The organism is Paenibacillus sp. cl6col (assembly GCF_900102125.1).
GTDB lineage: Bacteria > Bacillota > Bacilli > Paenibacillales > Paenibacillaceae > Paenibacillus_B > Paenibacillus_B suaedae.
Window position 1 is genome coordinate 33,499 of record NZ_FNAZ01000013.1, and the last position, 21,218, is coordinate 54,716.

Consider the following 21,218-nt stretch of genomic DNA (forward strand, 5'->3'; position numbering starts at 1 on the left):
GGGCAAGAATACAGTACAATCGTAAGGAAATGAAAGAATGACGGAATAACGGAATGACGGATTGCTGGCGACGCATCACGATTGGAGGGCGAAATGGCTACCCTGAAACAAATTGCGGAGCGGGCTGGTGTGTCGATATCCACGGTGTCTCGCGTGCTGAACTTCGATGAGACATTGTCGGTATCAGACGAGACGCGGCGCCGCATTATGGAAACGACTGAAGAGCTCGGCTATAACAAGTACAAGCGGAAGAAGCGGACGATGGAGATGGCTGCGCCGGAGCCTTCGATGCCCGTACCGATAGCGGAACCGCCTGCTCCTGTGCAAATTAGGGCGAGTCAGAACACGATCGGAGTTGTCATGACCTATGACAAGAGTGAGGAGCTGAATGATCCGTATTATTTAACGGTGCGGCTTGCGATAGAAGAAGCAGCTCGGGAGAGAGGCGTGCAGCTTGTAGAGGTAGGCAAGAAGGGAGAACGCTCCCTTCCTGCTTCTGCTGCATCGGGGTTCATCGTGGTTGGACCGATTGGGTCAGGTCAGCTGCATGAACTCCAGCTCTCCTCTTCTCCAATCGTATATGTGGATGATGTCCCTTGGGATCGCAAATCGGATATTGTGACGGTCGATCTGCATGATGCTGTAGAGCAGGCACTGGTGCATATTCGTGCATTAGGACATGAGCGTATTGCGTATGTAGGCGGAAGAGACGTGCTGGACGGAGCCTCGACAGCGGATCGGCGCGAGGTCGCCTACGAGAGGTGGATGAAGGAAGCGGGAATCTTTGATTCATCCTTGGTGCGTGTCGGAACCTTCTCAGCCGAAGATGGCTACCGTTTGACGAAGGAGCTAATTGCATCTGTACGCGGCTGTACCGCCGTCCTTGCGGCGAATGACTCTATGGCGATCGGTGCGATTCGAGCCATACAGGAGCGTGGCTTGCGAGTGCCGGAGGATATTAGTGTGGTTGGCTTCAATGATATTGCGGTTGCTCAATTCATGACCCCTGCGCTTACCACAGTAAGACTGCATAGTGACTGTATCGGGGATACGGCGCTGGAGCTCATGATGGAGCGGCTGGAGAAGCAGCGGATCATTGGCAAGAAGGTTATGATACCAACAGAGCTGATCGTGCGGGAGAGCTGCGGGCCAGCTGCCAGACTGCGTTAAGATGTAGAACACAATGGAACATTCGGAATGGTGAAGGAGTCCAATTCTTAGGAATTGGGCTCCTTTTGTGTACATGGAGGGATCTAGGAATTCATATGCACGAATAATAAAATGGCTGGCCATACAGTGTGGGAGGAGCCGCTATTAATGAGTGGCTGCTGCTTAAGAATCTGAGAGGAAAAAAGCAGGTTGGATGTGATCACCCGACGAAAGTCCAGTTCAGAACCCGTCGCCAGCACGTGTCGGGGTATATGTTCAATATCTAAAATGGAAGTAGCAGCAATACAGAGAGCGATAGGGGCGAATGTAGCATGGCTGAATGGATGGACAGCATAATCAATGCGGGTAAGGGCACAGGACAGGGTGATGCGAAGAGGTATCCGATTTATATTGTACTGACCGATACAGGAACACTGTTTTCTAAGCTCATTCGAATGTACACCAAGGCACCGCTAAATCACGTATCCGTTGCCTTCGATCCGGCATTGCGGGAAGTATATAGCTTCGGACAGAAGCCTTCCCGAATTCCGTTAACAGCAGGCTTCATGCGTGAAGAGGTAGAGCGTGATCTACTGCGTGCTGACGGTAAGCCGACGATATGCGCCATGTACCGTTGTATGGTGAATGCTGCGCAATACCATATGATTCGTGCCCGCATCATCACCATGATGTTCAATGAAGCTAAATATTCGTATAACTTGCTTGGTGTGCTAGGCATTCCATTCAAGCTGCAGGTTGAGCGGGAGAAGGCATTTTTCTGTTCTCAATTCGTCGCTTCGCTATTCGAGGAATGCGGCCTGAACGTCGTCGGTAAGCCTGCGGCAGCTGTAGAGCCCGATGATTTCCGCAGCTCCGAGATGCTGGAACTTGTATATAAGGGTGACCTGCGCAATCTGGTACAGCCTGTTTACCAAGAGGAATTGGAATGGGGCGGCATGTCTGTGGCGTTGTAAATATGAGCTTACTGATAAGGGAAGAACCCTCATGATGAGGGTTCTTTGTGCATCGGTTCAGGTAGATTCAAGATGAATCTACTTTTTTAGTTTTATGAAATTTCTTCCTTCGGGTGCACCGAACTGATCACTTCGAACGTCTTGTAATTGATAAGAATGTAAATGTTGTCCTCAGGCTTATCCTTGACATGCCCGTATAACGCAATGTGACTGGAGGCATGCTCAGGCTGGAATTGATGCTCTGTCCATTCCGTCTCCAAACCGTATTTGTCCTTAAAATATTCAGTTCCTGTTGCCATTGCTTGTTGAACAGCTGCTTGCTTTTGTTCAGGGTTCATAGCGGCTTCACATCCTATTAAGATTGCAAAAATGAGAATCAAAAAACCTGTATAGCGGACATTTTTTTGCATAACGTCTTCACTCCTACAGGAAGTATTTTTATAATATTGTATGATAGATACCAAAAAATGAAAAGACAGGAGAATCCTATGGCCCAAAAAACACGCATATCAGATGAAGATTATTGGAAAATGTCCAGTTCAGCTTATGATAAGGTTCCACCTGGCGCATATGATGGCGCAAGTGGCTCGTGGGAGGTTGTTGAGCCGAAGGGCACGATGCTGCATGATTCTGAATCTGGATTCGATGCAGTCGTGTTCCGCAATAAGGATACGAAGCAAGTAGTTGTTGGATTTCGAGGTACAGAAGGGTCATCAAGCCTTGATCGTTCACTACCTGATTTCAAGACGGATTTAAATGATGTTGTTCTCGGCAAGGCGAAGGATTTGGAGGAACGATTCAGTTCCAGGGAAAATATAATTCTCTCGTACCTAGACCCGAGGAAAAATATGGAGCAAGATATACATGACTACAAGCATAATCAGTTCCGGCAAGCTGATGTGCTCGTGAGGCAGGTGAAGGAGGAGTATCCCGAATATGAGGTTACGTTGACCGGACACTCCCTTGGCGGCGGCTTGGCGCAGTATGCTGGCGCTAAAAATAGTGTTGGTGCGGTAACGTACAGTGCACCAAGCGTAACGAATCTGCTGCCTGACAAATTAGCGGAAAAGGCCAAAAATGGAGAGTTTGACGACAAAATTATCAATTATGTGCACCCGAGCGATTCGATAGGAGCGGGACCGCTCAAAGAGTATGATAGCCATGTTGGCTCAACGTATTATCTTGGCGAAGGTTTTAAGACCGCGAATAGCGAATACAAGGGTATTAAGGGACGGATTAAACGGTTTATTGATACCATATCCGGCGATAAAAATTTTCATTCCTTGGATCAATACAAGTTCAATAAGGATGGCGATATCAAGAATGAGCTGATCAATCGGGCGACAGGGGAAAAATTGACGATTTCGCCGCGTGCGCTGCTTGAAGGCGATTCCGTTCTTCTTGCGGGGATGTCATTAGGCGGGGGGCTCGTTCAAGCTGCGTTAAGCGCGGCCATGGAGGGACTAGGTGGAGGCAAGCTGATTGCGCTTCGCCCCGAAGAGCTCAGCAGTGTTGCGCGAACGCTAGAGCAGCATGTTGGACAATTCCATGATCAGGCGGGCTCGGCAGTTGGCAGTATTACGAAGTTGATTCATACGAGTCAGAGCAAGCGCATCGTATCGATAGCAGAGAACACCACGCAAGAACTTACGCAGATGACGGAATGGTATGCGACTGCAGTGCAGGAGCTTGCAGGCTATATTGATCGCAAGGCCAATGAGTTCAAGGCAGCTGATTTGGCTTAATGAAATGAATGGAAGGTCGAGAAGCAAAGGAGGGAATATGATGAACGACCGTATCCTGGTCGAATTGAATGATTTGCGCCAAGCGCACAAGCAGATTGGTCAGTTAGCAGAACTGCTAGAGCGCAATGAGCAGTATGTTCAGCAGCAGCTTGCGAGGCTTCAGGATTGGGTTGGTATCTCTGCTGATGAGATGAAGCAGCGGTTAAGCAAATTCCAATCAGAGCTTGTCATGCGAAGGCGCCTCCTGACGGAGCGTCAGCAAGAGCTGCTCCGGTATATTCAGGATATGGAACGTGCGGATCAGTCTGCGGCTTCAGTACGCTGGATGTGAAGGGTTGAAGGAAGCAGCATGATAGATATCGTATGTATGACTACATAAGAAGCAGGTGCATAACAGAATGGAAGTCGATTACGAGAAGTTCGCAGCTCTCATCGAACGTCTAGAGAAGTCCGCGAAGCGCTCTCCGCAAGGATACAAGCTGCGCGTACTTGGATTAACAGTGCTTGGATTCAGCTATATTTATCTCATTTTAGCAATTCTGCTTGGTTTAGTAGGCGGTCTCATCTGGTATTCCATCTTCACTGGACGAGTCAATGCGGGTGAAGTAAAGCTATTCATTATTCTTATTCCGCTTGCGCTTATTATTCTACGTTCATTATGGGTTCGCTTCGAGCAGCCGGAAGGGCGCGTATTGTTGCGTTCGGAAGTGCCGGAACTGTATGCAGAGGTCGATCGAATGGCGCGTGAATTAAAGGCCCCTCGCGTGGACAGCATCATCGTAGATGAACAATTCAATGCTGCGATGCTGCAGCATCCTCGCTTAGGTATGTTTGGTTGGCACAAAAATATATTGATTGTTGGATTGCCTTACATGATGGCCTCTACGCCAGAAGAGTTCCGTTCGACAATCGCGCATGAGCTTGGCCATTTGTCTGGCGGTGACAGCCGGTTCTCAGGCTGGGTATACCGGGTCGTGAAGACATGGGGAACGATTGTAGGGAAGCTGGAGGAGAAAAATCAGTTCGGTACAGGGTTGTTCAAGAAATTCTTTAACAAGTTCTATCCTTACTACTCCGCATATACATTCGTACTGCGGCGGGCGAACGAATATAGTGCAGACCGCGCCTCAGTGCAGCTGGCTGGCGCTGAAGTAACGGTCTCCTCCCTGTATAAGGTCCATGTGTTAGGCGCTTATTTGTCGGAAGTATTTTGGCCGAAGCAGTATCGGGCTGCACAGCGCGTATCGGAACCTCCTCGTATTTACGTTTCGTTGGAACGTTTCTTGCAAGAGGGCCTTCCAGAACGTACGGTGCGGCAATGGGGGCAGGCGGCACTAGCTGAACGAACGGGACTGACGGACACGCACCCGTCCTTGTCGGATCGGCTGCAGGCGATTCAGCAGTCTTCTGAGGCGCCTCATGTTCCTTCTTGGGAACCATTAAGCGGCTCTACGGCGGCAGAATATTTTCTAGGCAGCTTGTACAAGGTGCTGCTGGAAGAAGTGGACAACCGCTGGATTGCACAAATTGCAACAAGCTGGCAAGAGCGACACCACGAATATGCGCCGGTACGGGCGGAGCATGAAGAGCTGAAGCAAGAGCTTCAGCAGCAAGGCAAGCTGAGCTTCGAGCAGGGGCGCCGTTATGCGCATACAACGGAATTGCTGTATGGCGGCGAAGAAGCTCTTCCTCTTCTAGAACGTATTAATGAGGAGTATGTGGATCAGATTGAGCCACTGCAAGAAGAAGGGCGCATCCGCTTGCAGTATTTAGATGAAGGCGGAATTCATCTGCTTGAACGAGTGATGAAGCTGGATATGTTCCGGACGAATCAGATGTGCCGGTGGATCTACAATTATCTGGTTCACATGGGGCGATATGAGGAAGCTGATTCTTATGCGGAACGCGCGATGGATTGGATGGAAGAGAACAAGGATGCGATTGAGGAACGTACGCATCTAACCTTTCAGGACAACACCTATATCCATCATGGGCTGAGTGAGCAAGAGCTGAAGGATACCAGAGAGAAGCTTGCTTCTATCCCTATCATCCAAGAAGCGTATCTGGTTCAGAAGAAATTGGAGCATTTCCCTGATCAATATGGAGTGTACCTATATGGGGTAGTTGTTGACGTACCGCAGGAGGCTGCTGGCCAAGAGGCAGAGTGGCTCTCCGAATTTACGGACAAATGTGCGGAAGAACTGGATTTACCAGGGGCCTATGTGTACATGATCGATTACGCTACCTATCATGGTGTGATCGAACAGATGAAATCAATTCCTGGGTCGTATATTTATCATGTAAGTCATATAGGCGAGCAAGAAGTCGGTTGATGCTGTTTATATCCCTTATATCCTAACAAAGAAAGCAGCTTGCTGAGCAGTAACTCGGCAGGCTGCTTTCCATTGTGGCGACTAGGATACTCGTGAGGCTTATCTCTTACACTGGGTTAGTTTCTGCGCTCTCAGCTTGTTGCAAAAATTGCTTGCCATATTCACCATGATCATGCATGGCAGGATGCTCAATTTGAATCGTGGTGTGCTCAATGCCGTACTTCGCCTTAAGCATATGATTGATAGCCAGAATGACGCAGAAGGGCTGAATATCCTCACGGATGAAGACATGCGCTGTCAATGAATAGTGATCGGTGGATACCGCCCACAGATGAAGCTCATGGACATCTTCTACTCCTTCCACCTGGTTCATTTCCGCACGTATTTCCTCCAGATCGTATTTGTCAGGGACAGCCTCCATTAATATGAGGATGGATTCGCGAATGATTTTCGCGCCGCCAATGCAAATGATGGCCCCAATCACCATACTAATCAATGGATCCAACACGTACAGTCCTGTGAAATAGATGAGAATGGCTGATACAATAACACCTACAGAGCTGAGTAAATCACCGATAAAGTGCCACAAGGCACTCTTTACATTCAGGTTGTCCTCTTCCTTCATGCTATGACTCAATACAAGCGTCAGGACAATGTTTACGATCAAGCCGATCGTAGCGATAATCAGCATCAGCCGCAGATCAACATCTTGCGGATGAACCATCCGCTTAACACCCTCGACAACGATTCCAATTGCAATCACAATCAGAGCCAGTCCATTCAGGAAGGATGCAATGATTTCGAATCGGAGATAGCCAAACGTATATCGCTGGTTGGGTTCCCGAGTTGCCATGTAAATGGCGGTCATACTGAGACCTAATGCGATAACATCCGATATCATATGAGCAGAGTCGGATAAGAGAGCAAGTGAGTTGGACAGAAGCCCGCCCACAATTTCAACAATGGTGAAGAATAAGGTCAAGGCTAATGTAATCCACAATGTACGCTTCGAAGTGACTTGTTCCTTCACATGGTTGAGATGGTGGTAGTCGTGGTGAGTCATAAGGAACCATCCTTTTTATTAAAGTAAAAAGATTCTCATTTAGTAATGAGTATAATGTATTGTATCCATACCTCGCTTATTTCTCAAATGAACGTTTTATGGATAATAGAATTGATTTTCATTCTTATTGCTTGTAATTGCTCGCATACGTATCGGGCGTGTTGGGGCGATTGCGGGAATAGGCTGCTCCTAGTTGTTTATTTTCGTCTATCGCAAATCCAGCATTGTTCACGAGAAGGCGCACGCTGCCATAAGTGCTAAGGATATATTGTGCAGCGGTGGCAATGCTATTCGGGTCGTTCACGTCGAGAACTTGAATGTCGATCCGCTCCCTGACGCCCTGTGCCTCTGCCTCATGCAGCAGGCGGGAGGATTGATGGGGATTGCGAATTGTGGCTACTCTATATGTACGAGTAGATTGCTTGCTTGTTAGCGTCGTTCCCCCTGTCTGTTTGATATAGAGATGAAGCGTGGAGTGTGTACGGTAGTGATGGTTGGATTTGCATGAAGTGCAAGGAGGCATATAGTAAGCTGAATATGCAAGAAATCATAAAGTAAGGGGGAAGATGCTGCCTGAGTCTGTACGGCACTTCTTTCCCCCCCCTTCGCTGGCTGCTATGAATTTGCAGGTGAGAAGCCTTCCTCTTGCAAGTACTCCTCTGCTTCCTCACGCGTCTCGAATGTCATTTCCAGGCTCTCGCCCGCATAGATGTTCCACAACTCAAAGTCATACTCGAGCCATAGTGTCTCGTAGTTGTCATTGATATAGCGCTCTCTGCTGCTCTCTTCAGCTGTGTCCTCCATCTCGACGTCAGCCTCCTGTGAAGCAGGCGACATGGAATCAATGGAGGCGCGAATGAGCTTGCGAAGCTCCTCTTCCGAGTATTCACGGATGTTGACCATGCCTTTGGCATCTGTATCATAACCCGATACATAGCCGGCATAGACGAATCCGTTGCCGTTCGGATGCAGGTGATAGACGACAGTCTTCTTCTCCACAATGCTGTCTTCATAGTGGAAGTTCACTCGTCCCAGTGATACATTATTACGCTCAAGCTCTGGGAACGATTCGATAACCGCTAGTTTCTGTTCAAACGTCAGCATGTTACCTCCTGAATTTATACGATGGAATCGATCTTGATGGTCCATTATACCATAGGGACGTTTCCGTGTATAATATGTGGATACCGTTGTCGTTCACATACATGAAAATGTTGGCGTAATCGGTTCTGCTGCAAGTCAGCAGGTAAGGATAGAATGAGCAAGGAGCAGTGTCTTCATGGAACAGAATGGGCAGCAGCGAAAGCATATATTTGCTGGTCTTGAGGTGGATATTGTGCTAAAACAGGATCAGCGTACGGGCAAGACGACAAGAGGTATCGTGAAGGATATTCTGACGAATTCTCCATCTCATCCGCATGGCATCAAGGTACGCCTGCAGGATGGACAAGTAGGCAGAGTGAAGTCGATTTTCCATACATCATCACAAGATAGGGACTAGATTGAATCATACAGAAATGGGGTGGCCTGTCTGACGGGCTTAAATCAACGAGGATTCGCACAATTGGGAGTAACGGAGCAATTGGTGCACACATTGAATCAACATGGAATTGCGGTGCCAACACCGGTTCAGGCTGAGACGATTCCGGTCGTACTGTCAGGAGAAGATGTTGTATCACAGGCGCAGACGGGGACAGGCAAGACGCTTGCCTTCCTGCTGCCAATTATTCAACGCATTGATGCAAGTTCAACACATGTTCAGGCATTGATTGTTGCACCTACGCGGGAGTTGGCTCTGCAAATTACGGCAGAAGCGAAGAAGCTTATTGAGGCTTATGAAGGTGTGAACGTGCTAGCCGTATACGGTGGACAAGATGTAGAACGTCAAATGCGCAAGCTCCAGGGCGGTCGTCAGCTTGTCATCGGAACGCCAGGTCGATTGCTTGATCATCTGAGACGCGGGACAATCTCGCTGTCGAAAGTGAAGACATTGGTATTGGATGAGGCGGATCAAATGCTTCATATGGGCTTCCTAGGGGAAGTAGAGGAAATTATTCGCCAGATTCCAACGAATCGCCAGACGCTGCTGTTCTCTGCTACTATGCCAGTGAATGTAAGACGCTTGGCTGAGCGATTTATGCGCAGTCCGATTGATATCCATGTGCAGAGCGAGCGTATTACCGTGAAGAACGTGAAGCAGATTGTCGTGCAAACGACAGATCGTGCGAAGCAGGCGACTCTGTGCAAGCTTATTGATGAGCATCGCCCTTATCAAGCCATTATTTTCTGCCGGACGAAGCGCAGAGCAAGCAAGCTGAATGAAGAATTGCTTGAAATGGGCTATGATTCGGACGAACTGCATGGCGACTTGTCGCAGTCGAAGCGGGAGCAGGTTATGGAACGCTTCCGCAAGGTGAAGATGCAACTGCTTGTCGCGACGGATGTTGCGGCACGAGGGCTGGATGTAGAGGGTATTACACATGTGTTCAACTATGATGTCCCTCAGGATGCAGAGAGCTATATCCACCGCATTGGCCGTACAGGCCGCGCAGGTGCGCAAGGGATCGCGATCACATTCGCTTCTCCTAGAGATCGTATGGCTGTGGAGCTGATCGAGCGCGGCATCGGACAGAAGCTGGAGCGTCGTAATCAAGATGGGGAGCACACTGAGGTTGCTGGCGATGTTCGGACTGGTCGTGGCAAGAAGTCAGACAATGAACGCAGTTCCGGACGTGGCGGACGCGGCAATAGTCGTGGAACACGAAGCGACGCGAAGGATGCACGCGGTCAAGGTGCAGGTCGAGGTGGACGCGGTGCTGCTCGCGGCAAGCAAGGCAGTGATGCGGGTGGCCGTAGCGGACGGCGTGAAGCGAGAAATGAAGGCCATGGCGGACGCAGCAGTGCGCGCGATGGACGAGGCCAGGGCCGTAGTTCCCGGTCGCAGTCAAGCCAAGGCGCTGGTCGCCAAGAGAGCCGCGGCAAGTCTGGTGGCCAATCCAGCGGCCGTTCGAGCCAAGGTGGAGGTCGCTCATCCGGTCGTGGCGGCGGACGTCGTTCCCGATAGAGCATGTTACATTTAAATACAATAATCGTGTAAGGCGGTTATAATAGGAGGGCTGTCTCAAATTGGGCAGCCCTTTTGCCCATGGTGATACAGTTGCTTTTGTTTCAACAGCAGGCTGATTTCGTTATATAGTAAAAAGGACACAAATGTGGCAGTTACTTGGGGCTAAGGTATCTTCATGTCTTGTAATTGTTAGAATTTGAGCCTGTCTTCCTGTAGATATATGATACTATGTTACTAATCACAACAGGATTCGGATTGAAACAAGTGATAGGCGGAAAGGTTGAGAGCATCAATGCATCGCATACGAGATCCACTGGCAAGCTTATTTAGTATACCGACTGTGCCTAAACAGAAATGGATAGCCTTGACTATTGGCTTCGTCACGCTGGTTAGCACTCTTGTGGTTATACCGTATGCATCAACGCCGCTATGGGGGGTAACTCCCTTTTTCCCGATCTTTATTGCATGGAACATGTTTGGTGATTTCATGACTTCGCATTTGCTTTATATTCAATATCGTGCAACTGGTTATAAGCCAATCTTGATTTTATCGGGGACGTTTTTTTTTACAGGGCTAATTATGATTCCGCATCTTCTGACTTTCCCAGGCATATTCAGTGATAAGGGGGTTCTGTACGCAGGGTCTCGGGCTTCGGTATGGTTCTGGGGATGTTGGCATGCGGGATTTCCAGCAGGGATACTGCTGTATACGTTCAGTATCCAGAAGGAGTCCTATTCGCGATCAGAGCACAAGAATAAGACGGCTGCTTCAACTGTGATGTTTATTGTTGTAGTGCTGGTTGTCGGGATGATTACGTATATATTGGCAGGTCAGCATGAATGGCTGCCTACGCTTATTTCGGATAGCAGCCAAGGTCTTCTCCTTTCAACAGGGATAGGCCCTATTGTATGGGTAATTAGTCTTGTGGCTTGTATGTATTTGTATGTGGTAACTCGTGGAAGGAGCCTGCTGCACTTATGGCTTCTTTTGTCTGTTTTCACATTCTTTTTGGATGTGTCGATCACTTTGCTGGCCAACGATAGATACACGCTTGGCTGGTACGTGGCATGCGTTAACTCATTGCTGTCGGCAACAGTTGTACTATTTGTCTTCTTTTATCAGATGAATCAGCTCAATGTGAAGCTCCATCATTCTCAAAGGGCGCTCCACAATTCACAGGAACAAATTGCAATTATTCTTGATAGCATTACCGATGCCTTTCTTGCAGTAGACAAGCAGTGGTGCTATACGTATATGAATAAGGAAGCGGAGAAGTATTTGGGGTTCTCCTTCGAAGTTGTAAAAGGACGGTCCATTTGGGATATTAATCCCCACTTGAAGCAGACCAAGCTGTACGAGGTGTGCCACCAAGTCATGGAGCGGGGAGAACCGGCGGAGATTACGGAGTTTGATCAGCTGCATGGCAGATGGCTGGAGCATCGCGTATTTCCGTCTCGCAACGGGGTGTCGGTGTACTTCCATGATGTAACTGAACGGATTGTAGCGGAAGAGCAGATGAAGGAAGCAAATAAGAAGCTGCAAATGGCGAATCGGCTCCTAACTGATTTCTCCTATACCGACGGGTTAACCGGGGTTTACAACCGCAGATACTTCGATCAGATGATGAATCAGGAGTGGGAGCGGGTTAAGCTGCAGAAAAGTCCACTATCACTAATTATGCTTGATGTCGATTATTTCAAAAAATATAACGATACGTATGGCCATCTAGCTGGGGATGAATGCTTGCGACGAGTAGCGCAGGCAGTTCAGAATGCGGTTACACCGCCGCTTGCCGTTGTTTCCAGATACGGTGGGGAAGAGTTCGGCGTGATCTTGCCAATGACGGATCTTCGTCAGGCTGAGGCCATCGGTGAGCAAATTCGTCTTCATGTAGAGTCGCTTAAAGTACCGCACGCTGGCTCAGAGGTGAGTCTAGTTGTGACCTGCTCGCTTGGTGTTGCATCTTGCAGCATTGAGGATATTCAGGACTCAGAACCGAATACGCTGGTTGCCATGGCGGATCAGAAGCTGTACCGGGCGAAGCAGTCTGGCCGCAATCGATTAGTAGCAGTGGATTAATGAAGGATAGGGGATTCAGAAGCAGTTGAATCCCTCTATCCTAATTTTTTTTATGCATTTACAATGCTGCATAAGCTGGGCCGCGATTGCTTATCAGCGTACCTAGCTGCAAGCTTCTTAATGATGAAGTTTCGGAGCTTGATAACTATTTATTTTTTATTTCTCCAAATATGTTGGAGGTGTGACGTCGTTGATGAACAAGATGCCATCATATTGCTCGCTCGGAATGCTGCTTATTGGCGAGATGCCTGTTACGTATGACGTCATTGGCTGCGACATCCATGTAGTGCCTGGAACGGCTGGAGCATGGCTCATATCGATGAACGAGTAAGGCTTGCCGATGCTTGTCATAAGTTCCTCTATAGAATGCGGCATAGGCGGAAGTACGTCATAGATTTCGCGTGTGACATGCGCATTCTTTCCTTTGCCTAGGAATAAGCCCATTACATATCCTTGATCCTTGAACTTGGTCGTCTGCATAATTTCGCCCATATTGCGAAGCGGCAATGCTTGGCCAAACTCTTTGGAATGTGCCTTGCTAATGTGTCCGTTGTGTGCCCATACGATGATTTTCTCGTTTTTATAGACGTTGTCAGCGAGCCATACCAAGTTATCTGCCATCATTTGGTCGCGATACTCCCATGATTGGATCATGGACATATAATCGAGGTTTTTGCCCTCCATATATAGAGTAGACTTAATTGTCAGTTCCATGTATTCACGAACAATTTGAATTCGGTTGTCGATTGCGCGTTGTACAAGCTGTACGATATGCGGGTTGTCCGGGAACTGCTTGCGCAGCGCCTGTTCACGCTTTGGAATGGTCGCTTTTATTTGTTCATACAGCTTCAAGTAGCCTGGTTTTACCTTCTGATACCCCTCCAGATTCGAGCTCATTTCCCATTCGTCCAGTGCTAGTTCAATCTCCTGAAACTGCTTGGCAAGCTTTGCATCGCCCATCCAATCAGCAGCGAACATGACGCCCTGCGGCTGCATATCGTAGCCGGCCAGCGTGAGCGGCTTATCGGTACGTTTCGTATCTTGAATGTATTGATACAGTGGCACGGTCTCTTGTGCTTGCCAGATGCGGAATATGGAATCTTTCATTGTCGCAATCGGCTTTTGCGAGCTTACATTGCCATAAGCGCCAGCTGCATTGCCTAAGTTCGTCTCGAAGGCGATGACATTGAACCCAAGCTCCTGATGTAAATATTGAATGAGACGTGTTTTGGCGGAGTTGTATTGAGCTGCCCCATGTGAACTCTCGCCCAAATAGACGATTCGCTTGCCTTGCAGTAATGGCTTTAAGGCCTCTAAATCGGCAAATTTCTCGGGTGCGATTCGTGCGTCTGATCCAGTCTGTTCAGGATTGATCGAATTCAGCGAGACTGCGTTGTCGCTCAGCCAGTTCTTCCAATCTTCACGTGTTTGTGAGCTGGTACGTGCTTGCTCCAGCTGATCTCCCTGCTTATCAGATGAAGCCTGAGCATGTATAGGGGCTCCGAAGGAGAGCATTGTACCAAGTGCGATAACGGAAGCGAGAGCTAGAGATAGGCTTTGACGTTTCCATGTTCCTTTTTTTGATTTCATCGGATTGTCCTCCAAGTGTTAGGTATCGAAGCTGCGATTCATTGTGTTGCATTGTTCGCTTACCGGCTGCGGTTTCATTCAATCGTTCGATGCATCTATCGGTGCAAGCAGTTGTTACTTAATCGGTGTTGGCGGCTGTACCTTGTCGATGTAGAGAATCCCGTCGTATTGCTCGCGAGGTACGAATACCTCTGGCAGCACTCCGAAGTACAGTGCGGTACGCGGCTCGTCCATCCATGATGTCCCAGAGCCTTTCATTGCATAGCGCATATCGACGAAGGAATACGGCTGATTAGCTGCCTTCATAATGGATTCGATGGAGCTAGGCGGGAGCGGTTGAACCTCTAACGGCTCGCCCAAATTGTCATGGGTAGTTCCGCTTCCTGCATAGAGACCAATCGTGTAGCTATAAGGACCAAACATCGAGTCCTGCATAAGTTCACCCATGAATCGCCCTGCGACAGGCATGAATGATTGCTCCATTTTAGATTCAGCTTTGCTGATATGGGCATTGTGTCCCCAGACGATAATCTTTTCCATTGGATAGATTTCAGTTGCCAGCCAGAGCAGATTGTCGGCCATCGCCTTATCCCGCCATTCCATCATCTTCGTCGCTACTGCATAGTCGCCAGTCTGCGCAGCAATATTCGATTTGATCGACAGCTCGATGTACTCATCTACGACGCGAAGGCGGTCATCCAGCGTTCGGTTCACCATTGCAACGAGATGCGGATTGTCCGGGTACATGGCCTTCAAATGAGCTTCGTTGGCTGCAACCTTTGTCTTAACGTCTTTGTACAGCTTTTGCAATTCCGGCTTCACTGCGGAGTAAGCAGCAAGGTCTTCGGAATTGGTCCAGCGGAACAGCTTCTTCTCGGTTTCAGCAAATTGCGTTGCTAGCTTTTCATCCTTCAGGATCTCTCCGTTGAGAAATGGTCCCAAGGATTGCATGTCAAATCCGGCAAGCTTAATCGGCGTTTCCGTTGACTGTGAATCTTGGATGTATTGGAACAATGGAGTCGTTTCTGTAGCCCACCATTGTGGAAATACGGATTTCTTCATCAATTGCTCCGCCTCGCTTGTCTTTACATTGCCGAACGCGGTTGCTGCATTACCGAGCGGTGATTCGAAGGCGACGACATTGAACCCAAGCTCCTGATGGAGAAATTGAATTAATCGTGTCTTGGCGGAATTGAATTCGCCTACACCATGAGAGCTTTCGCCCAAGTATACGATGCGTTTATCCGACAAAAGCGGTTTCAGCATGTCCAAGTCTTTGAAACGCTCGCCTGTGACGGCCCCGTCTTTCGTGCTCTCTGGGGTAATGGTATCTAATGTATAAGCATTATTTTTAATCCATTTGTGCCAATCCTCTGTAAATTTTGTTGAAGATGTTCCGGCAATTGTTGTGCTTTGCATGCTAGTTGCTGCTGTTGCGGCTTGACCATGTACAGTTGACTGCCAACTAAGCATTGAGCCTAACGCAAGGACGGATGCAAACAATACAGGAATGCTTTTTCGTTTCCAAGTCGTCGAAAATGATTTCATAAAATGATGTCTCCTTACGATTTATAGTGATGAGTATGTAAACTGATATTATTTTCCGGGAAATACCGGTGAATATGATTGTAGCAGGAATAGATTGGTTTAAGCCATATGTTTGATGACGTATACGACAAGTATTGATACTCCGCAAGCAAGCAAGAATTGCAGACCCATCTTCGTTATAGTCTTGTTCATAAACTCCCGGGCTCCTCTCGTGTCGTTGATGATCCAAGCATATCCTAAATGGAAGGCAATTGCCGTATATTCTGCTTGAATAGAGCAGCTTCTGGGATGAATGGAGCAGTTCGGGGGATGAATAGAAATGATGATTCTATGTGGACATTGTCGAAATGCCCCGGAAAAACGGTGTTTGAAGAATGTGAGGACTCCAATTGTAGACATACTATCCATAAGGGGAGCAGACAAGCATTGAAGAATCTCTCTCGCATGGAAGGGAACACTTATATAGATCGTTGTTTCATTTAGTCACAATTGGTAAAGATGGGCTTACTCGGCTTGTGATGAAATTGATTGATAAACATAATGTTCGTATTTAGCCGGGTTATCTGGCTGATTTTCTGTGTTATATTGGAATATATGTGACCTAAAAACGAATAAATGTACAAATTTATTGACAAAGAATCGCCTTTCTAATAAGATGCCTAAGTGTTAGTTTTGTTGCTTATGAAAGGAGCAGCTTGATACAATGGAAAAATGGTTTAAATTGAAAGAAAACGGAACGAACGCGCGCACAGAAGTGACGGCGGGCATTACAACGTTCTTAACGATGGTATATATCGTTGTCGTGAATCCAGCGATATTGTCGAGTGCTGGAGTTCCATTCCAGCAAGTGTTTACCGCAACGGTAATCTCGGCAATTATCGGTACGTTATATATGGCTTTGTTCGCGAATCACCCAATTGCTGTAGCACCAGGAATGGGGATGAATGCATACTTTGCTTCTGTAGTAGCTTCACAGGGTGTGAGCTATCAGGCTGTATTTGGAGCAGTGTTCCTGGCAGGTATTATCTTCTTGTTGCTGACGTTTACGAAGCTGCGTGAAACGCTTATTGAGTCAATTCCCAGTTCGTTGAAGTTTGGGATTACGGCAGGCATTGGCCTCTTTATCGCTTTTATCGGCTTGAAATCCTCCGGTATTGTCGTGCCGAATGAGGCAACCATGGTTGCTTTCGGGGATTTGCATAAACCGGTAACGGTGCTAACCTTGGCGGGATTGTTCATCACGCTTATCCTGATGGCCCGTAAGATACAGGGTGCCTTGTTCATCGGCATGGCAGCTACGGCGATTATCGGTTACTTCATGGGCTTGATGAAGTTTGACGGCTTTATTGCGCTTCCAACAGCACCAGTGCTGTTCGATGTGGATATAGCGGGTGTATTCTCTCATGGCCTATACACAGTTGTATTCGCCTTCTTGCTCGTTACGATCTTCGATACAACGGGTACGATGATTGGGGTAGCGGAGCAGGCAGGTCTAATGAAGAACAATCAATTTCCGCGTGCGAAACAGGCATTGATGGCGGATGCGCTTGCGACAACAGCAGGTTCTCTGATGGGAACGACACCATCCAGTGCGTACATTGAATCTTCGGCAGGTGTTGCTGCTGGTGGACGTACAGGGTTGACCTCCGTTGTTGTAGCAGGGTTGTTCTTCCTGTCTCTATTCTTCTCGCCGGTTCTCGCAGGGATTTCATCCTTGCCAGCGATTACAGCTCCAGTGCTTATTATTGTTGGTTGTTTCATGATGGACGGGCTAGCACGTATTAAATGGAAAGAGTTCGACGAAGCCTTCCCGGCATTCGCGATTCTAATCAGCATGCCGCTTACCTCGAGCATTGCTACTGGGATTGCGATCGGCTTCATTACCTATCCGCTTATGAAGCTATTCAGCGGCAAAGGGAAAGAAGTCCATCCGATTCTATATGTATTTGGCGTAATTTTCGCTATTCAAATGGCTTTCTTCCCAGCCCACTAAGGTTGTTGGCAGGAATCCAATATCGTAAGGAAAAGCCTCGGAACTCAGCTCCGGGGCTTTTTTATATTTTTGAATTCGGATCAAACCCCTATTTGTTGTAAGTCGTCTGATAGGCTAGGAGTGGTCGTAGTGGCATAAAGTGTACACGAACTGGGCAATTTATAGGTAATGTGGATGCCCCAATATGATCCAACAAATGAAGAAGTTTCTTTATGAATCCATATCTTGATAATTGTATACTAATAAAGTGTCTGCACACATAATTGTAACATATTTCCACAAGTAGTGAGAGGAGCTTTTGCAACATGAACCGCAACGACGATAACAAAAAGCTTCGATGGTATAACATTGCCTTGATAGCTTTCGTCTCCGTGTGGGGGTTTGGCAACGTTGTTAATAACTATGCAAACCAAGGGTTAACGGTTGTAACATCTTGGATACTTATTATCGCGCTGTATTTCGTGCCTTACGCACTGATGGTTGGACAAATGGGTTCAACATTCAAAAACGATCAAGGCGGCGTTAGTTCCTGGGTAAAAGAAACGATGGGACCTACAGTCGCTTATTTGGCTGCTTGGACGTACTGGGTTGTTCACATTCCATACCTGGCTCAGAAGCCGCAAGGGATCCTGATCGCACTCGGCTGGACAGTAACAGGCAGTGGGAACTTTATTAATCAGTTTTCCACATTGACGCTGCAGCTTATCTGCTTGGCCGTATTTCTCGTATTCCTGTGGGTTGCTTCCCGCGGGCTCAATTCCTTGAAGAAGATCGGTACGATTGCAGGGATGTCCATCTTCATTATGTCGCTTCTGTACATTGTACTTGCGGTGACAGCACCTGCACTGACGGGCGCGACGATTGCGACGGCAGATATGTCGGTCAGCTCGTTCATTCCGGACTTTAACTTCGCATACTTCACGACATTGTCCATGCTCGTATTTGCCGTAGGTGGAGCGGAGAAAATCTCACCATACGTCAACAATACAAACAATCCTTCGAAGGAATTCCCTCGCGGGATGCTGATTCTGGCGGGGATGGTTGCTGTATGTGCCTTGCTCGGTTCGTTCGCAATGGGCATGATGTTCGATTCGAACAACATTCCGGCAGATTTGAAGATGAACGGACAGTACTATGCGTTCAAGATGCTTGGTGAATATTATGGAATCGGCAATACATTCCTCGTGCTGTATGCGATAGCGAACACACTTGCACAAATTTCGGCGTTGGCCTTCTCTATCGATGCACCGCTGAAAGTATTGCTGCTTGATGCGGACAAGAAGTTCGTGCCTCAGAAGCTGATGAAGACGAACGAGCGCAACACGCCAGTCAATGGATACATTATGACAGCAGTACTTGTAGGGATTCTGATTGTTATTCCGGCGATCGGAATTGGCAACATGAACTCGCTCTTCAACTGGCTGCTTGATCTGAACTCGATCGTAATGCCGCTTCGTTACCTATGGGTATTCGCAGCCTTCATGGCGCTCATGAAGCTAGGGGACAAGTTCCAATCCGATTATAAATTTGTGAAAAATCGCAAGGTCGGCTTCGTGATCGGTTTGTGGTGTTTCGTCTTTACGGCTTTCGCTTGTATTATGGGGATGTTCCCTAAAGTTGAGGCATTTACGTCAGAATGGTACTTCCAGCTAATGCTGAACGTCATCACGCCATTCATTTTGCTTGGTTTAGGCTTGATCTTGCCGATGATCGCAAGGCTGGGCAAGAACAATCGATAAGATGCGTATTTATGAATAGGACAGGAGCTCAAGCTAAAAAGCTTGGGCTCCTTTTTTGTGTGCTTGCCTAGCAAGCGTGCAACATTACATCTTTCGCAGCAAGTAGGTCTCGATTAGCGCGGCAATGCCAGCGACAGCTAATAATACGATAAATGGATAGGTGACGGGGGCGTAGAACTGCAGTGCTGTCAGCAAGGTGGCACACCAAATGCCTGTACACCAATGGCAGCTTATTAGTGAGCCCAGCCAATAGCGAAGCCCCTTGCCTCTTGGTTCCGTAATTCGCGACACATTGCCATTCTCATCGGTTACATACGTAACAGACAAAAAAGGCTTGCGCAGCCATTCCATAATGTCGTCATAGACGAGCAGATGGGTCAGGCGAAAGGAAGCCAGCGCTAATATGAACAGCTCAATCCAGGTGATCATCATACATTCTCCTTTCCGCTTGGCAGATGTCGACATGTCCAATCCATCTAGTGAGAGACTGCATATGCTAGAAACGGATATAGGGAATGGAGGTGACAGATGATGTGCTTCTGCAACCAGATGAATAAGGTCAGCAGCCCAATCAAGGTCATTCAGAGTGATGCGAAGCCGCAATCTCCGCAAGGCATCCAGATGACAGCACGGAAAGTTGAAGCGGTATCTGCAATTAAGCCGATTCGATAAGTCATGTAGCTGGTAAGATGTACTCCAACATATGCATTGGTCCACAGCAAGGTGATTTCAGTTCATGGGAAGGCTCCTGCTCCTACCTTAAGGCCTGTTCCGTCATAAGACGGGCAGGCTCTTTTTGTGTTGGGCACATGCAATGCAATTATCAAGAATTTGCTTAGGGAGATTGAGGTTGCAATCTATCTAAGAGGGAACCTATAATTGGGTAGGAATATTTTGGGAGATAAAATTCTGGTGTGTTGTTGAGTGCAAACTACACAATTACATATCAATTAAGAGGGGACAGAACTGCGTGAGGAAAAAATCAATTTGGGTATGGGGAAGTATATTTTTGATTATTATCGGGACAACGATGGCAGTGGTAATATGGGGGCAACAAACCAAACAAGCTCCTTCTCCTTCCGCAACGCAAGCACTTCAACCGACTTCAGCAGTAGAGTTAACATCAATTATGGAGAAGCCGATGGGGAAAACGCCAGCACAGAAGCAAGACGAAAAGATAAAGTGGGTAGATGAAGCGTTTATCCAAGCGTTAAGGCCGACTGTAGAAAAAATTGCTGGGAAGTCGGTTACTTTCTCGAAACCATACTTGGACGGTAAAGAAATCGTCATACCTTGGGAGGATGGAAACTGTTCGGTGGAATTGATTACATCCACATCAGGGATTTTTAGATTTACCATCCCATTTAACAATTGGGAGAAGTCGAAAAAAGAAAAAGCAGTAAGCGCGCTTCGAACGGTAGTGGGAGATGCGAATATTGAAATTGAACAAGCAAGAATCACTCGAGTATCTAATTTGAATGAATTAGATAACAAAAAGGAAATTTATTACGTAGCGGGGCAAGGATTCAATGTGAGTTGGGAATCTGATGAGGACAAGTCTCCAAGAGTCGAAGTGATATATGAACTAGAGGATGCTGATCAAAACGCTGTACATGCAGCAAAACAAGCACTGGAGAAGGAAATGGGCAAAAAAGTTGAATTGGTTGGGCGTGCAGTTCGATTTAAAGACTCCAAGAATAACATATGGGCCTTTGCTTCAACTCAAGAGCAAGTAGTAACAGTGTACGCAGAGACATATAAAATTGAGAAAATCACAAATGGTAAACGCAAATAATATAGCAGACACACTTCTTATCATACGGAGTGTGTTTTCTTTGCTTTTCTGTGTGAAAAAGAGGGGCGCGCGGCCTTGCTTGTTGTCAAAAAGGTAGGGTATAATAGTGACATTAACTAAGAAAACTATTTTTGTTTTTATA

At 47.5% G+C, this 21,218-nt stretch carries 19 protein-coding genes; 12 read left to right on the plus strand and 7 right to left on the minus strand.

Annotation, left to right across the window (positions count from 1 at the left end):
• The first annotated feature begins 93 nt into the window (after positions 1-93).
• The gene (locus tag BLS15_RS25350; RefSeq protein ID WP_021257309.1) at positions 94-1,170 is read left to right on the plus strand and encodes a LacI family DNA-binding transcriptional regulator; all 1,077 of its coding nucleotides are present in this window, start codon (positions 94-96) and stop codon (positions 1,168-1,170) included.
• A gap of 311 nt (positions 1,171-1,481) precedes the next feature.
• The gene (locus BLS15_RS25355) at positions 1,482-2,123 is read left to right on the plus strand and encodes a hypothetical protein (RefSeq protein ID WP_231515179.1); all 642 of its coding nucleotides are present in this window, start codon (positions 1,482-1,484) and stop codon (positions 2,121-2,123) included.
• Between the two features lie 92 nt (positions 2,124-2,215).
• Here the strand turns inward: BLS15_RS25355 and BLS15_RS25360 are convergent, their stop codons facing one another.
• Entirely contained in the window at positions 2,216-2,533 is a 318-nt protein-coding gene (locus BLS15_RS25360) for a hypothetical protein (RefSeq protein WP_036667514.1), read from the minus strand.
• A gap of 78 nt (positions 2,534-2,611) precedes the next feature.
• Here BLS15_RS25360 and BLS15_RS25365 point away from each other — a divergent pair, with 78 nt between their 5' ends.
• From BLS15_RS25365 to BLS15_RS25375, 3 genes are all read left to right on the plus strand, one after another.
• Complete coding sequence (locus BLS15_RS25365) at positions 2,612-3,868, plus strand: Tle-like phospholipase domain-containing protein (protein ID WP_175460838.1); 1,257 nt, start codon at positions 2,612-2,614, stop codon at positions 3,866-3,868.
• 40 nt (positions 3,869-3,908) lie between these two features.
• Entirely contained in the window at positions 3,909-4,199 is a 291-nt protein-coding gene (locus BLS15_RS25370) for a hypothetical protein (RefSeq protein ID WP_021257301.1), read from the plus strand.
• 67 nt (positions 4,200-4,266) lie between these two features.
• Positions 4,267-6,201, plus strand: coding sequence for a M48 family metallopeptidase (locus tag BLS15_RS25375; RefSeq protein WP_090514427.1), 1,935 nt, complete (start codon positions 4,267-4,269; stop codon positions 6,199-6,201).
• A 106-nt stretch (positions 6,202-6,307) separates the two neighbouring features.
• Here BLS15_RS25375 and BLS15_RS25380 read toward each other — a convergent pair whose 3' ends face one another.
• The 3 genes from BLS15_RS25380 to BLS15_RS25390 all read right to left on the minus strand — a co-directional run bounded on the left by BLS15_RS25380 (position 6,308) and on the right by BLS15_RS25390 (position 8,368).
• Entirely contained in the window at positions 6,308-7,264 is a 957-nt protein-coding gene (locus tag BLS15_RS25380; protein ID WP_090514430.1) for a cation diffusion facilitator family transporter, read from the minus strand.
• 124 nt (positions 7,265-7,388) lie between these two features.
• Positions 7,389-7,787 carry an SDR family NAD(P)-dependent oxidoreductase gene (locus BLS15_RS28755; RefSeq protein ID WP_139170724.1) on the minus strand — a complete coding sequence of 133 codons (399 nt, stop codon included), beginning with the start codon at positions 7,785-7,787 and terminating at the stop codon, positions 7,389-7,391.
• Between the two features lie 92 nt (positions 7,788-7,879).
• Positions 7,880-8,368, minus strand: coding sequence for a hypothetical protein (locus BLS15_RS25390; RefSeq protein WP_090514433.1), 489 nt, complete (start codon positions 8,366-8,368; stop codon positions 7,880-7,882).
• Between the two features lie 175 nt (positions 8,369-8,543).
• Between BLS15_RS25390 and BLS15_RS25395 the strand changes: the two genes are divergently transcribed.
• From BLS15_RS25395 to BLS15_RS25405, 3 genes are all read left to right on the plus strand, one after another.
• Positions 8,544-8,765, plus strand: coding sequence for a YwbE family protein (locus BLS15_RS25395; protein WP_021257296.1), 222 nt, complete (start codon positions 8,544-8,546; stop codon positions 8,763-8,765).
• 63 nt (positions 8,766-8,828) lie between these two features.
• Complete coding sequence (locus tag BLS15_RS25400; RefSeq protein ID WP_231515180.1) at positions 8,829-10,328, plus strand: DEAD/DEAH box helicase; 1,500 nt, start codon at positions 8,829-8,831, stop codon at positions 10,326-10,328.
• A gap of 295 nt (positions 10,329-10,623) precedes the next feature.
• Entirely contained in the window at positions 10,624-12,411 is a 1,788-nt protein-coding gene (locus BLS15_RS25405; RefSeq protein ID WP_090514436.1) for a sensor domain-containing diguanylate cyclase, read from the plus strand.
• Positions 12,412-12,567: 156 nt separating this feature from the next.
• On the opposite strand, the gene BLS15_RS25410 is transcribed toward BLS15_RS25405, so the two are convergent.
• Together BLS15_RS25410 and BLS15_RS25415 are read right to left on the minus strand one after the other, a co-directional pair.
• Entirely contained in the window at positions 12,568-14,001 is a 1,434-nt protein-coding gene (locus tag BLS15_RS25410) for an erythromycin esterase family protein (RefSeq protein WP_028533350.1), read from the minus strand.
• A 114-nt stretch (positions 14,002-14,115) separates the two neighbouring features.
• The gene (locus tag BLS15_RS25415; RefSeq protein WP_028533351.1) at positions 14,116-15,549 is read right to left on the minus strand and encodes an erythromycin esterase family protein; all 1,434 of its coding nucleotides are present in this window, start codon (positions 15,547-15,549) and stop codon (positions 14,116-14,118) included.
• Positions 15,550-16,252: 703 nt separating this feature from the next.
• Between BLS15_RS25415 and BLS15_RS25420 the strand changes: the two genes are divergently transcribed.
• Positions 16,253-17,542 carry an NCS2 family permease gene (locus BLS15_RS25420; protein WP_021257291.1) on the plus strand — a complete coding sequence of 430 codons (1,290 nt, stop codon included), beginning with the start codon at positions 16,253-16,255 and terminating at the stop codon, positions 17,540-17,542.
• 305 nt (positions 17,543-17,847) lie between these two features.
• Entirely contained in the window at positions 17,848-19,281 is a 1,434-nt protein-coding gene (locus BLS15_RS25425; RefSeq protein WP_028533352.1) for an amino acid permease, read from the plus strand.
• 84 nt (positions 19,282-19,365) lie between these two features.
• Here the strand turns inward: BLS15_RS25425 and BLS15_RS25430 are convergent, their stop codons facing one another.
• Positions 19,366-19,710, minus strand: a complete 345-nt coding sequence (locus BLS15_RS25430) for a DUF1360 domain-containing protein (protein ID WP_021257289.1) — start codon at positions 19,708-19,710, stop codon at positions 19,366-19,368.
• 99 nt (positions 19,711-19,809) lie between these two features.
• Here BLS15_RS25430 and BLS15_RS29160 point away from each other — a divergent pair, with 99 nt between their 5' ends.
• Entirely contained in the window at positions 19,810-19,953 is a 144-nt protein-coding gene (locus tag BLS15_RS29160; protein WP_155987347.1) for a hypothetical protein, read from the plus strand.
• Between the two features lie 298 nt (positions 19,954-20,251).
• Positions 20,252-21,076: a hypothetical protein gene (locus BLS15_RS25435; RefSeq protein ID WP_028533353.1), complete on the plus strand. Its 825-nt coding sequence runs from the start codon at positions 20,252-20,254 to the stop codon at positions 21,074-21,076.
• The last annotated feature ends 142 nt before the right edge of the window (positions 21,077-21,218 follow it).

Excerpts from the sequence above, each read along its gene's own strand:
- BLS15_RS25350 (WP_021257309.1), top strand. The coding sequence starts at position 94 with ATGGCTACCCTGAAACAAATTGCGGAGCGGGCTGGTGTGTCGATATCC.
- BLS15_RS25355 (WP_231515179.1), top strand. The coding sequence starts at position 1,482 with ATGGCTGAATGGATGGACAGCATAATCAATGCGGGTAAGGGCACAGGA.
- BLS15_RS25360 (WP_036667514.1), bottom strand. The coding sequence starts at position 2,533 with ATGCAAAAAAATGTCCGCTATACAGGTTTTTTGATTCTCATTTTTGCA.
- BLS15_RS25365 (WP_175460838.1), top strand. The coding sequence starts at position 2,612 with ATGGCCCAAAAAACACGCATATCAGATGAAGATTATTGGAAAATGTCC.
- BLS15_RS25370 (WP_021257301.1), top strand. The coding sequence starts at position 3,909 with ATGAACGACCGTATCCTGGTCGAATTGAATGATTTGCGCCAAGCGCAC.
- BLS15_RS25375 (WP_090514427.1), top strand. The coding sequence starts at position 4,267 with ATGGAAGTCGATTACGAGAAGTTCGCAGCTCTCATCGAACGTCTAGAG.
- BLS15_RS25380 (WP_090514430.1), bottom strand. The coding sequence starts at position 7,264 with ATGACTCACCACGACTACCACCATCTCAACCATGTGAAGGAACAAGTC.
- BLS15_RS28755 (WP_139170724.1), bottom strand. The coding sequence starts at position 7,787 with ATGCCTCCTTGCACTTCATGCAAATCCAACCATCACTACCGTACACAC.
- BLS15_RS25390 (WP_090514433.1), bottom strand. The coding sequence starts at position 8,368 with ATGCTGACGTTTGAACAGAAACTAGCGGTTATCGAATCGTTCCCAGAG.
- BLS15_RS25395 (WP_021257296.1), top strand. The coding sequence starts at position 8,544 with ATGGAACAGAATGGGCAGCAGCGAAAGCATATATTTGCTGGTCTTGAG.
- BLS15_RS25405 (WP_090514436.1), top strand. The coding sequence starts at position 10,624 with ATGCATCGCATACGAGATCCACTGGCAAGCTTATTTAGTATACCGACT.
- BLS15_RS25410 (WP_028533350.1), bottom strand. The coding sequence starts at position 14,001 with ATGAAATCAAAAAAAGGAACATGGAAACGTCAAAGCCTATCTCTAGCT.
- BLS15_RS25415 (WP_028533351.1), bottom strand. The coding sequence starts at position 15,549 with ATGAAATCATTTTCGACGACTTGGAAACGAAAAAGCATTCCTGTATTG.
- BLS15_RS25420 (WP_021257291.1), top strand. The coding sequence starts at position 16,253 with ATGGAAAAATGGTTTAAATTGAAAGAAAACGGAACGAACGCGCGCACA.
- BLS15_RS25425 (WP_028533352.1), top strand. The coding sequence starts at position 17,848 with ATGAACCGCAACGACGATAACAAAAAGCTTCGATGGTATAACATTGCC.
- BLS15_RS25430 (WP_021257289.1), bottom strand. The coding sequence starts at position 19,710 with ATGATCACCTGGATTGAGCTGTTCATATTAGCGCTGGCTTCCTTTCGC.
- BLS15_RS29160 (WP_155987347.1), top strand. The coding sequence starts at position 19,810 with ATGATGTGCTTCTGCAACCAGATGAATAAGGTCAGCAGCCCAATCAAG.